This window comes from Flavobacterium sp. 9R (assembly GCF_902506345.1).
In the GTDB taxonomy this organism is placed as follows: Bacteria; Bacteroidota; Bacteroidia; order Flavobacteriales; family Flavobacteriaceae; genus Flavobacterium.
The window spans coordinates 717,645-730,138 of record NZ_LR733413.1; the positions used below are offsets into that span (position 1 = coordinate 717,645).

A 12,494-nucleotide genomic window follows, 5' to 3' on the forward strand; every position below is an offset into this window, starting at 1 on the left:
TGTATTATTATTTTTAGGAACAGTAACAAATGGGCTTTTCAGGAAACACCGTCCCGCTATCCGCTATATCTTTGCTTTTTTAAAGAAAAAAAGCAAAGGATGCCGCTGCTATCGGGGTTAAGGAGCAGCAATTTGCATCTTAGTATTCATTGTTGCTATTCTTTATTTTGCAAACCCGCGTTCAATTTTCTGCAAGGTTTTCGAAACCTTGTAGGTATATTTTAAATACTTTTAACTTTAAAAAAAAATCATCTTCTTTCTGCACAGTACGAAAGTTTAATCAACAAGCGCAATACTGTACTCTGGTTCATAAGCGAGTACTTCTTTCAATTGTCCCAGAGAAATTTCGTTGGTACTCATAACAATCAAATCAGTAAAAGTACTATTGATTTGTGCATTAATTACTTCTGGAATTGCACCTATTTTCTGAAGTACTGTTTTCGTGCAATTCGAACAAGTGATGCCACTCAAAGCGAAACATTGCACAATCACTTCCGGTTTTTTCTCAAAAACAAAAAACAATTCCGATTGCGCTCTTGGCGTAACCGAGTTATAGGATGTTTCTAGAATTTTAAAATGAAAAGCTTCTGAAAATAACTGTTCGTATTCGGTTTTGCTTCCACCAAAAGGCGGACTTACCTCAAAACTGCGATTAAAAAGTAGTCCCGCTTTTTTCCCATTTTTGGATAACAATTGATGCATTTTCCAAACGTATTTTTGACGCATTTGCGGAGGCAAAGCACAAAAGAAAGTTTGTTCTAAAATCAAATCATAGCTACCCTTATGTTCAAAAAAATCCCCTTGAATGATACGAATAGCATTAGTATTTTTGAATTTTTCTTTTAATTTTTCAACGAGCGTAGGAGCAATATCAATCACAGTAATATTGGTAAACCCTTTTTCTAAAAGGTATTCCGCTTCATACGTATTCCCACAACCCGGAATCAATACCGAAATTGTAGTATCTTTCAATTGGTCAACATACGCTTTGATTGGTGGGGAAATCGTTCCCAAATCCCAACCTGTAGTTTCAGATTGGTATTGTAAATCCCAATAGGATTGGTCTAATGGTTTCTCGCAACTCTTTACACAACAAGTAATACCTTCCATTCTTATTTTCTTTTACAAGTTGTAATTCCAAATGGAGCATACAACGGACAAAAACTAATAAAACTCGTTATCACAAATATCAAAGCTAATCCTAATCCAATCATCCCCAAAGTTCCCTCAATTACTTTGAAATAGTATAAAGCAAAAAGCAAGACGGCTATAAAAACTCGAATTCTTTTGTCGGTAACACCCATGTTTTTTTTCATAATGATTAATTTTAGTTGTTAATGTACTATTTGTTCAAGAATTGTCTTTTTCAAGTATTATTTTACTTCTTGTATTTCTAACCGCAAGGTTCGCTAAGGATTACGCAAAGAACGCAAAACTTCTAACCTCTAACTTCTAACTTCTAATCTCTACCTTATTTCAACACTTTGCTTTGGCACACAAAATCAGTTTTAGGAACTGTTGTTTTTGCTATAGCGCCAAAACCGCCTTCAATTTCTGTGAAATTTCTAAACCCTCTCGCTTGCAAAATAGAAGCCGCAATCATACTGCGATATCCACCTGCACAATGCATAAAGAAATGTTGTTTCGGGTCAATAGTGGTTATCCAGTCATTTATAGCGGATAAGGGTTTATTATATGCTTCAGCTACGTGTTCTGCGCTGTATTCACTTTCTTTTCTAATATCAATGATAACATCTTTATCAGTGTTTACCTTTTGTTCGAACTCAGCAGCTGAAATTCTATGGATGGTGTCAATTTCTTTATTCGCTTTTGTCCATGACTCAAAACCACCTTCAAGATGCCCTAAAATATGGTCAAATCCTACACGGCTCAATCGGGTTACGGTTTCTTCTTCACGTCCTTTCTCGGTGACCAAAAGAAGCGGTTGTTGCACATCGGCAATCATAGCGCCTACCCATGGGGCAAAATCACCATTAATCCCAATATTAATAGATTGTGGAATGAAAGCGTTGTAAAAATCACCACTATTGCGTGTATCTAAAACCAAGGCGCCAGTCTCATCGGCAATTCTTTCAAAATCAGTTGCCGAGAGCGCTTGCATACCGTTATGTAAAACTTTTTCAAAACTTTCGTAGCCTTTTTTATTCATTGCCACATTCATTCCAAAATAGGCTGGAGGAGGAAGCAAACCGTCGGTTACTTCTTTTATGAATTCGGCTTCGGTCATGTTGGCTCTCAAAGCGTAATTGGTAGCTTTTTGTTGTCCAATTGTAGAAACCGTTTCTTTACTCATGTTCTTACCACAAGCACTTCCAGCACCGTGCGCAGGATATACAATTACATCGTCGGCTAGTGTCATGATTTTATCTCTTAACGAATGAAATAATGTTCCTGCCAATTGCTCCTGTGTCATTCCAGCGGCTTTTTGTGCTAAATCAGGGCGTCCTACATCCCCAATAAATAAGGTGTCTCCAGAAAATATAGCATATTCTTTACCTGTTTCGTCAATCAACAAATAGGTGGTACTTTCCATAGTGTGCCCTGGAGTGTGCAATACTTTAATTTTGATGTTTCCAATTTCAAAAATCTGATTATCTGTAGCTACAATAGCTTCAAATTCAGGTTTTGCTGTTGGGCCATATACAATGGGAGCATTAGTGGATTTGCTCAAATCCAAATGACCCGAAACGAAATCTGCATGGAAATGCGTTTCAAAAATATATTTTAAGCGAACGTTATCTCGTTCCAAACGGTCTAAATACGGCTGTACTTCTCTCAAAGGGTCAATTATAGCCGCTTCTCCATTTGAAGTAATATAGTAGGCTCCTTGAGCCAAACAACCTGTATATATTTGTTCTATTTGCATGGTATTTTGTTTTATTGAGTACACAAAGGTACTATTGATTTTTTATAGAAAAAGTGATAAATGTTACATATTTATGGACTAAAAAAAGACTTCTTTGGTAATGATATAAATCCCCATTACCAAAATAAACCAACCGAAAAGAGGTTTGAGTTTGGCTCCGTCAATTTTTTTAGAAAGCTGAATACCAATTAGAATTCCGATAAAAGCCATGGCGGCTATCGTGAGTAAAAAAGTATAGTCGATTGGGGTTCCGATGTATAGATCGCCGCCAAAACCAATAGCCGAATTGATAAAAATGATTAAAAGTGATGTGCCAACAGCTTGTTTCATTGGTAAATTGGCAAAAAAGAGCAAGGCTGGAATAATTAAAAAACCACCACCTGCACCCAAGAAACCAGTAATGATTCCAACGACAAATCCAATAACTCCCAATTGAACATAATTGGTAGACGTGGATACAATTTCAGGCAACTTTCTTCTTATCATTGAGACAGCAGCTAATATCATCAAAACCGAAAAGACAATCATTATCAAAAAGTCTTTCGATACTTGAAAACTAGCAATAGAAAATAGGGTAGAAGCAATCTGCGGAAAAATAACTTCTCTAATAATTAGTATCGAAAATACAGAAGGGATTGCAAAATATAAAGCGGCTTTTATTTTTAGATTCCCCATTTTGTAATGACTATAACAACCAAATAGAGCCGATAATCCAACGATGAATAAGGAATAGCTAGTGGCCAATTCTGGGTCTATTTTGAATAAATAAACCAAAATTGGAATCGTCAAGATAGAACCCCCACCACCAATGAGTCCCAATGATAGACCAATAATAATTGAAGCAAAGTAACCAATATATTCCATGTTTCTTTTTTTTGTGCTGCAAAGATGTGACTTTACTTTTTAGTCTTTGGTAATTTTAGTCACATTCGAATTTTTAGTCACAATATTTTAATTTAGAGTAGCAAGTTGAGGTTGTTTTAAAATTTACTTAGTTAAAACTTCGATATGGTTGCGATGCAATTTTACTAAACCTCTTTGTTCCATTTTTTTTAAGAGTCTCGAAATCACTTCTCGAGAAGTATTTAAATCCATCCCAATTTCTTGATGGGATAATTTTAAATCTTTGCAACCACATGATGCTACTTGACGTTTTAAATAAAATTCTAAACGCTCGTCCATGGCTCTAAATGCTACACTATCTAATACTTCTAGGACTTCTTCAAAACGATTGCGGTACGTAGCAACTACAAATTCATACCACGAACGGTGCTCCATCATCCATTTGTCCATCAATGCTAAAGGCACCGAAATCAATTCGGCATCTTCTACCACCTTGGCCATAATTTGGCTTTTTTCACTTCTGGTGGCACATACCATAGAGAGTGCGCAAGCTTGACCCGGTTGTAAATAATACATAAAAAATTCTCCACCATCTTCGTCTTCACGATAAATCTTAATCTTCCCGCTAATTACTAGCATCGTATTTTTGATGTACTGTCCGGTGCGCATAATAACTGTGCCAGCTGGAATAAATTGTTCATTGGCATTTTGGTCAATAGCATCGATTAGCGTATTCGAAAAAGAGGGAAAAGATTGTTTTATGGATGGGTTCATTTCTGATGAAATTTAGTAGTTGTTACTACTACAAATATAGCACAAAATCGATAGGATGAGGTGTATTCTATTTGTTGATTAATTGTTGTTTTTTATGTTATTATTTAAAATACTATTTAATTAATTATGAAATATGATGCTTTATTAGTGAATATTTTGTAAAAATGCAATTTTGTTGTTTTTTGTAATTTACGATATCGTTTTCTACGAAATATTATCCATTTAACATTTTTACGCCTTTTTGTTTCTGTAAAACATCGTAATTTTACAAAAAAAGAAGCTATGAATTTAACACAAGAAGATTGGATTGAGCAATTAGAAGCCGATTCAAATGCAGTTATACTTGATGTAAGAACTGAAGACGAATACAATGATGGAATTATCGCATCTGCCTTAAATATTGATATTCACCAAGGTCCAGCGTTTATCTCAGCTATAGAAGCGTTGGATAAGTCTAAAAATTATTATGTGTACTGTCGTTCTGGTGCAAGAAGTGCAAAAGCTTGTGAAATCATGAATGAATTGGGTTTTGAAAATGCCTATAACTTATTAGGAGGTATTTTGGCCTGGAACGGTGAAATTGTAGCGCCAGACTAATGTTACAATAAGACTATTATTAATTTTTAAATTGTTATCAATGGAAGTAATACCTCAAGAATATCAAATACATACTCTTGTCAATCAAGATACTTATCTCGTAAATGGTGAGTTGAAAAAGTGGACAGGAAAAACAACCCCTGTATATTCAACTATTTCCTCTACTGCAGATTATGCTCCAACTTTATTAGGTTCTATCCCATTTATGGGTGAAGCCGAAGCTTTAGAAGCGGTAGAAGCGGCACACAATGCTTACAATAATGGCCAAGGTTTATGGCCTACAATGAAAGTAGCGGATCGTATCAAATGTATGGAAAACTTCGTTTCTCAAATGAAGTCAACAAGAGAAGAAGTGGTAAAATTGTTGATGTGGGAAATAGGAAAGTCTTTGGGCGATTCCGAAAAAGAATTTGACAGAACCGTTGAGTACATTTATGATACTATCGAAAGTTTGAAAGAATTAAACAGTCGTAGTGCTCATTTTTCAAAAGTACAAGGAATTCATGCCATGGTGCGTCGTGGTCCATTAGGCGTTGTACTTTGTTTAGGACCTTACAATTATCCTTTAAATGAAACCTTTTCATTGCTGATTCCCGCTTTGATTATGGGAAATCCAGTAATTTTTAAACCTGCAAAACACGGTGTTTTATTGATTTCTCCTTTATTAGAAGCTTTTAGAAGTAGTTTTCCAAAAGGAGCCATCAATATTTTATATGGACGTGGAAGAGAGGTAGCGACTCCAGTAATGCAATCTGGAAAAGTAGATTTATTGGCCTTGATAGGTAACAGTAAATCGGCCATTGCTTTGCAAGACCAGCACCCGAATAAAAACCGTTTGCGTTTGATTTTAGGATTAGAAGCCAAAAATCCAGCAATCATTTTACCTGATGCCGATTTGGATTTGGCGATTCAAGAATGTATCACAGGTTCTCTTTCGTTCAATGGACAACGTTGTACTGCCTTGAAAGTATTGTATGTTCACGAATCGATTGCAAGTGAATTCAATACGCGTTTTGCAGCAAAAGTTGATGAATTGAAATTCGGAAACCCGTGGGAAAAAGGCGTTATGCTTACCCCACTTCCAGAGGTTGAAAAACCAAATTATATTCAAGAATTAATTGATGATGCTGTCGCAAAAGGAGCAAAAGTTATCAATGCGAAAGGTGGGCAAAAAACCGAAAATTCAATTTTTCCTGCAGTTGTTTTTCCAGTAAATAAAGACATGCGGGTGTACCATGAAGAGCAATTTGGACCAATCGTTCCTATTTTGACTTTCAAAGACATTCAAGAGCCGTTGAATGATATGGCGGAATCCAATTACGGACAGCAAGTAAGTTTGTTTGGAAAAGATATCAAAACCATTGCGCCACTAATTGATACTTTGGTCAATTTGGTTTGTAGAGTAAATTTAAATAGCTCTTGCCAAAGAGGACCAGACGTGTTCCCGTTTACTGGACGAAAAGATTCTGCTGTTGCTACATTGAGTATTCATGATGCGTTGCGCTCATTCTCTATCAGAACTTTTGTAGCGTCAAAAGACAATGCTTACAATAATGCGATTCTGCAAGATTTATTAAATAGCAAAGAATCTAATTTTATCAATACAGATTACATATTGTAAAAACAATTTTTACTTACTTAAACGCCTCATTCTTATGTTTGAGGCGTTTTTTTATGCGTTTTAGTAGTCAAAATGTTATGATTTTTTGCAAAAATGGTGATAAATGATATTTATCAGTTTTTTCAACGAGCAATTGTTATAAATTTGAGTAACAATACTAAATCGATTTCGCCATGAAAACCAATTTTTCTTTTTTATTAGTTATGGTTTTATTCATCATCGGAGGACATCTTGTTTCTGCTCAAGAATCAGATTGGAAAGCCCCAAAAACTGCCGATGCACTCAAAAATCCTTTCAAAGGCAATACAAAGGCTACCGCTGAAGGAAAACGTATTTACGAACAAATGTGTGTACTGTGTCACGGAATAAAAGGAAAAGGAAATGGAGAAGCTGGACTTACTTTGGATAAAAAACCAGCTAACTTCTTAGCCTTCAAAGTTAAAAAAGAATCAGACGGTGTGATTTTTTGGAAAATCACCAATGGAAAACCCCCAATGGCTTCTTACGAAGAATTATTAACCGAAGACCAACGCTGGGAATTGGTGAATTACATAAGAGAACTTGAAAAATAAGATAGCCACTAGTTATTATCAAAAAGAAACTAAAAATAGCGACCACTAAGGTTAAGCAACAATTGCATCGTGAACCTAAATATTTGCCGCTACGATGGCGAGTGCTTCCTAACGCAATAATTAATCTTTTAGCATTTTTAATTTCTGGATTTGTTATAGGTGTACTAGTGTATTGGTTGGTGAACTTTATGCTCAAATTGTTTTACCATTTAAAGTAATTCTAGTATCCAAACAAGGGTTTGTTTGAAAGGGCCGCTTTAGTGATGCTGAAGAGGTCCTTTTTTTGCATTGCATTTAACCACTCTTATAGTGGCTAACTTCCTAAAATCCGATGCTATTTATTTCTCTTTGCTCTAGTTGTTTTTTTTGTATTTTAGCAAAAAATAATCAAAATGCTATCACAAAAAACCAAATATGCCTTAAAGGCACTGCTTTATTTGGCACAACAAAAAGAAGGTGAAATAGCCAAAACGATAGCTATTTCTGAAGGAGCTAACATCCCCAAAAAATTCTTAGAGCAAATTTTATTAGACTTAAAACGCGCTCATTTTGTTGGTAGTAAACAAGGAAAATTAGGAGGGTATTACCTTTTGAAATCCAAAGATGCAATTACTTTGGCCGACATACATCGTTTATTCGATGGGGCCATCGCGTTATTGCCATGTGCTTCGCTCAATTTCTACGAGCGTTGTTCGGATTGCGCAGACGAAGCCACTTGCCACTTGCGCCACGGCCTAATCTCAGTTCGTGAAGAAACGCTAAAATCCATGCAACAAATTACGATTGCCTCTTTGGTAACGCAACAATAAAAAATAGAAAACCGCTTTTTCAGAGTAGGTAGACAATGCAAATTAGGCTGTCCGGGCAGGCTATCCACTGCAAGTCCGCAGGAACCCGTTCATAAAACATAACCCCAAAAGGAGCTTCCGCTGGTCGCTCTTTTGGGGTTTGTTTTATAAAAAGAACGGCTTCCTTTACGGGCTTTCCGTTGCTATCCTTGACAGAATTGGGGAATCAACACCATTTTCATTCCTCATCATCGTCTTCATCATCTCCCATATTTTCAAAAAAAGCATCAGGATTAAACGGAATATCTTCATCAGGGTCTTTGTCGTGTGCGCTTACTCCAGGCGGATTGAACAATCCCCAATCGTCTTTGATGTAATTCCATTGGTCAAAGTTTTCAACCCAGTCCACAAATAAAAGCCGGAACTCTTCGATTTCACTTCTCAATAACCGAATATAATCTTGGTCGGGAATATTTTCTTCATAGCGTAAACTTCCTGCTTGTACATACAAATCTCTAGCTGCCTTCCGAACAAGGGTAGCATTTTCCATCTTTAAATCGTACAAATCAATAGCGCTAGCTCCTGCTATTTTTGGCGCTAGCAACATCGCGTTTTCCATCATAAAACGCACGGTGGTTTCTTGAAGGTATTCATTGTCTTTTGGAACAATTTCTACTAAACCCATCGTAATTTTTAAAATTTGAAGGGCTTTTTGGTACAATGGCATTTGCTCTAATCTATCTCGTCTTGACATAGTGATTGGGTAGAATTAAGTTGTTGTAAGTTATAAAAAACTACATAAATATAAGTTGTAGCACTTAAAAATAAAATCAAGAAGCTTTAATAGGATGCACAACTTTATTCAGATTAAAATTAAAACTGTTTTAATGTTAAGTTGTTGTTAGTCAGATGCACAGCTTGTTTTTGGGAAAAAGTAAATACAGTACTGTTTATTTTCTGGATAGAAATTGCAAAAAAACCAAGATTTATGAGGTTTTATAAGATGGATATAGTTTAAAAAACTATCATTGGATTATTTTTTTTTTTTTTTTATCTAATTTGTTAATATTGAGAATAATATGTTAAATTTACTACTATTGAAAATAGAAATTTACTTCCTAGTTTCATTTATTTTAATAATACAGTCGACTTAATTTATCTCTAAAATTTTTTACTATGAAAAAGCATTTATTACTGCTACTCTTGTTACAATTAGTAATATGGAGTTGTTCAACTACTAAGGATACAGTTCGTTCTTCTAAAAACGAAGTAAAAGCTACATTAGATTTAGTGAATGTGTCTAATGATAAAGTAAAAGTGACGGTAAAGCCAGCACAAATTACGGCAACAACAATTTCGTATCAATTAGCCAAGATTATTCCCGGTACGTATGCAATTGCTGATTATGGGCGTTATGTTGATGATTTCAAGGCCTATGATGCGTCAGGAAAAGAACTTACAGTGACTAAAAAAGATGTGAATACCTGGACAATCTCTAATGCCAATCAATTGGACCGTGTAGAATACCTAGTTAACGACACCTATGATTCTGAAGAAGGGCAAGCATTTGCCGAAAATTCTACCACCATTTTCTCTCCAGCGGGAACTAATATTTTACAAGGTGAAAATTTTATGCTGAACCTTTGTGGATTTGTGGGGTATTTTGATAACCAAAAAGACTTTACTTATAAACTAACAGTAAATCACCCAAAAGATTTAGTGGGAACAACTGCATTAATCGATACGGATAAAAGTGATACAAATGACATTTTTCAATTGTCGCGCTACGCCGAAGTAGTAGACAGTCCAATTATGTATGCCAAACCAGATGTGTCTTCATTTTCTGTAGACGGAATGGATGTGTATTTGCACGTATACTCTCCACGAAATAAAAGCATTAATTCACAAGCGCTGCTACCCGATATCAAGAAAATGATAACTGCACAGAAAAAATTCTTGGGCAAGATTAATACCACTAAAAAGTATGCAATCCTTGTATATATCACCTCAATGAACAACGATGATGCTAAAGGTTTGGGGGCTTTAGAACATAATACTTCAACTACGGCCACTTTTAAGGATGATATGAAAATAACGGAATTGATTCACGTTATTTCTCATGAGTTTTTCCATACACTAACACCGCTTAAAGTACATTCGAAAGAAATACACGATTTTGATTTTAATCAACCGCAGATGTCACAACATTTGTGGATGTATGAAGGTTTTACAGAATACTTCGCCAATCTATTCCAAGTAAAAGAAGGTTTGATTGATGCCGCTGTTTTTTATAATACGATGAGCGAAAAGTTATTGAATTCAAGAACCTACTTCAAAGACGATTTGTCGTTTACTGAAATGAGTAAAAATGTTTTGGTTCCTGCAATGAAAAAACAATATCCCAACGTCTACGAAAAAGGAGCGCTGATGGCCATGTGCTTGGATGTTATTATTAGAGATAAAAGTAACGGTAAACGAGGAATCCTAAGCGTTATGGGTGAATTATCACAAATATACGGACCAACAAGACCCTTCGACGACAATGCCTTTATAGCAGAGTTCACAAAAATTACCTATCCAGAAGTAGGGGAGTTTTTGCAAACACACATTGTAAAAGGAGTGCCTATCAATTATAACGAATACTTGTCAAAAGTTGGGGTATCTACCATTAAAGTCCAAATACCAGTTAAAATCGCATTCTATTTTGACAATAAGATGTTCTTAAAAATGGATGAAAAGAAAAATGTCTATATAGATGCCAAAGACGGCTCAAATGAGTTTATCAAAGCAATTGGTTTTGAAAATAATGACCAAGTAATGGAATTAAATGGAATCCCAGTAAACGGAGAAGACATCAATAAATTACTGATGCCTGTTTATGGGTTAGAAGTAGGAGCACCATTTAAGGCGAAAATTATTCGAAATGGTAGCGAAAAACAATTGAGTGGGTCAGTAAAATTAAATACATCTGAAGGCGATGGATTCCGCTATACAGATACGTCCAAACAAGCTTTAAATCAATTGTGGTTAAAAGGTTAACCCTCTGTCAGACTTTATATTTTAGAATTTTTGATTCATTAAGTTTTTTGACTAAAAGTAGTTTTATTAATACTTTTTTCTAAAGTGATTTTCCTCATTACAACTTAAAGGCACTATCATAAATGTCTTTTATTTCCATAAAAAAATGCCCCAAATCTTGCCTAGATTTTGGGGCATTTTCAAATTTTTATGGAGTTTTTTTATTGTAATTTGACAGTTTGTCAAATTATTACAATGAATACGATAATTGCCTTTCAACAAGTAATTAGGCATTAAGTCTCTGTTTTAATACGTTAATTTTTAATATTTTATTTTTTTTAATCCAATAATCCTTTCTTTCTTACGCAACCAATTCGTATTTCATTCCTCTTTATTGTAATACAAGAAGGTTTTGATAAATACAGAAAGCTAAAAGTGTTCGTTCTTTTATAAAGGGAACGAATTAAATAAAAGCTTTTACGAATAAACAAAATTCCTCTTCAAGATTTTGGAGACATATCCATTCAATTGTATAATTTTGTACTGCGAAGCTTTTACTCGCTTTTTAAAATACTTCTATGAGTACTACATTTTTTGATAACGATCAAATTGGAACAGTGGCTACTTTTTCTGAACTTGTACAAACGGAATTTGAAGGAAAACAAAATGCCTTATGCTGGTACAGAAATTTAGAAGGTGATTTTAAAGAAATCGTTAGTCAATTGCAATTAAAAGAAGACATTACAGAAGTGTCTCGAGAGGATTTATTGGCGCTACAACTGTCTGAAATGGGGATTAAAGCAAGAGCTATTATTCTAGAAGATTTACGCGTATTGACCGATTTTGGAGCTTCACCTTCTCTTAATTTATTGAAATGCTACGAGCGTGATGATGCATTCGATTTCATCTCAACTGATGTCTATTCGTATCATGTAGATCGTTCTCCAATTGCAACGGATACTTTTTTATGTACGTATCATGGAGAGGCTAGTGACATTATCGCTAACGATCAAGCGGAACAAAAAATTCTAATTCCTGAAATTAGAAATAAGCTAAAAGCATTACATCAAGGTCCAGAAGAGGAATTTGAATCCTTTTTAAAGGAGTATTTTTTTGATTTGCATTATCAAGCCAAACCTTTAGCCCAAGCTGTAAATCTAGGAGTGGGACATCTTTGGCGATTGGCTGTAGATCATCCCAAACAACAAGTGCTTCCTTGTATTCACAGAGCGCCAATCGAAAATGATGGCGAATACCGATTGTTGTTGATTTGCTAATGCGTACTAGTAGAGTAGGAGAGTTAAACTTTACGATTGCCAAAGATGAGTAGTAACTAAAATAACAAAGCCTGTAAATCCTACGATTTACAGGCTTTTGCTCTGATTTGAAATTGT

The 12,494-nt window shown here is 35.1% G+C and carries 12 protein-coding genes; 6 read left to right on the forward strand and 6 right to left on the reverse strand.

Annotated elements, in window-relative coordinates; all coding sequences use genetic code 11:
• Positions 1–276 precede the first annotated feature (276 nt).
• The 5 genes from FLAVO9AF_RS03205 to FLAVO9AF_RS03225 all read right to left on the reverse strand — a co-directional run bounded on the left by FLAVO9AF_RS03205 (position 277) and on the right by FLAVO9AF_RS03225 (position 4,504).
• On the reverse strand, positions 277–1,110 hold the full coding sequence (locus FLAVO9AF_RS03205) for a methyltransferase domain-containing protein (protein ID WP_159684177.1): 834 nt from the start codon (positions 1,108–1,110) through the stop codon (positions 277–279).
• A 2-nt stretch (positions 1,111–1,112) separates the two neighbouring features.
• Positions 1,113–1,316 carry a DUF2892 domain-containing protein gene (locus tag FLAVO9AF_RS03210; RefSeq protein WP_159684180.1) on the reverse strand — a complete coding sequence of 68 codons (204 nt, stop codon included), beginning with the start codon at positions 1,314–1,316 and terminating at the stop codon, positions 1,113–1,115.
• A gap of 155 nt (positions 1,317–1,471) precedes the next feature.
• Positions 1,472–2,887, reverse strand: coding sequence for a rhodanese-like domain-containing protein (locus FLAVO9AF_RS03215; protein ID WP_159684182.1), 1,416 nt, complete (start codon positions 2,885–2,887; stop codon positions 1,472–1,474).
• Positions 2,888–2,965: 78 nt separating this feature from the next.
• Positions 2,966–3,751, reverse strand: coding sequence for a sulfite exporter TauE/SafE family protein (locus FLAVO9AF_RS03220; RefSeq protein WP_159684185.1), 786 nt, complete (start codon positions 3,749–3,751; stop codon positions 2,966–2,968).
• A 123-nt stretch (positions 3,752–3,874) separates the two neighbouring features.
• On the reverse strand, positions 3,875–4,504 hold the full coding sequence (locus FLAVO9AF_RS03225; protein WP_159684188.1) for a Crp/Fnr family transcriptional regulator: 630 nt from the start codon (positions 4,502–4,504) through the stop codon (positions 3,875–3,877).
• A 282-nt stretch (positions 4,505–4,786) separates the two neighbouring features.
• Here FLAVO9AF_RS03225 and FLAVO9AF_RS03230 point away from each other — a divergent pair, with 282 nt between their 5' ends.
• The 4 genes from FLAVO9AF_RS03230 to FLAVO9AF_RS03245 all read left to right on the forward strand — a co-directional run bounded on the left by FLAVO9AF_RS03230 (position 4,787) and on the right by FLAVO9AF_RS03245 (position 8,103).
• The gene (locus FLAVO9AF_RS03230; RefSeq protein WP_159684192.1) at positions 4,787–5,101 is read left to right on the forward strand and encodes a rhodanese-like domain-containing protein; all 315 of its coding nucleotides are present in this window, start codon (positions 4,787–4,789) and stop codon (positions 5,099–5,101) included.
• A gap of 40 nt (positions 5,102–5,141) precedes the next feature.
• The gene (locus tag FLAVO9AF_RS03235) at positions 5,142–6,722 is read left to right on the forward strand and encodes an NADP-dependent glyceraldehyde-3-phosphate dehydrogenase (RefSeq protein ID WP_159684195.1); all 1,581 of its coding nucleotides are present in this window, start codon (positions 5,142–5,144) and stop codon (positions 6,720–6,722) included.
• A 173-nt stretch (positions 6,723–6,895) separates the two neighbouring features.
• Complete coding sequence (locus FLAVO9AF_RS03240; RefSeq protein ID WP_159684198.1) at positions 6,896–7,294, forward strand: cytochrome c; 399 nt, start codon at positions 6,896–6,898, stop codon at positions 7,292–7,294.
• 392 nt (positions 7,295–7,686) lie between these two features.
• On the forward strand, positions 7,687–8,103 hold the full coding sequence (locus tag FLAVO9AF_RS03245; RefSeq protein ID WP_159684201.1) for an Rrf2 family transcriptional regulator: 417 nt from the start codon (positions 7,687–7,689) through the stop codon (positions 8,101–8,103).
• 217 nt (positions 8,104–8,320) lie between these two features.
• Here FLAVO9AF_RS03245 and FLAVO9AF_RS03250 read toward each other — a convergent pair whose 3' ends face one another.
• Entirely contained in the window at positions 8,321–8,836 is a 516-nt protein-coding gene (locus FLAVO9AF_RS03250; RefSeq protein WP_159684204.1) for a hypothetical protein, read from the reverse strand.
• Between the two features lie 422 nt (positions 8,837–9,258).
• Here FLAVO9AF_RS03250 and FLAVO9AF_RS03255 point away from each other — a divergent pair, with 422 nt between their 5' ends.
• Together FLAVO9AF_RS03255 and FLAVO9AF_RS03260 are read left to right on the forward strand one after the other, a co-directional pair.
• Positions 9,259–11,121 (forward strand): peptidase M61, encoded by a 1,863-nt coding sequence (locus FLAVO9AF_RS03255; RefSeq protein ID WP_159684207.1) that lies wholly within the window; start codon positions 9,259–9,261, stop codon positions 11,119–11,121.
• Positions 11,122–11,678: 557 nt separating this feature from the next.
• Positions 11,679–12,377: a DUF1826 domain-containing protein gene (locus tag FLAVO9AF_RS03260; RefSeq protein WP_159684210.1), complete on the forward strand. Its 699-nt coding sequence runs from the start codon at positions 11,679–11,681 to the stop codon at positions 12,375–12,377.
• The last annotated feature ends 117 nt before the right edge of the window (positions 12,378–12,494 follow it).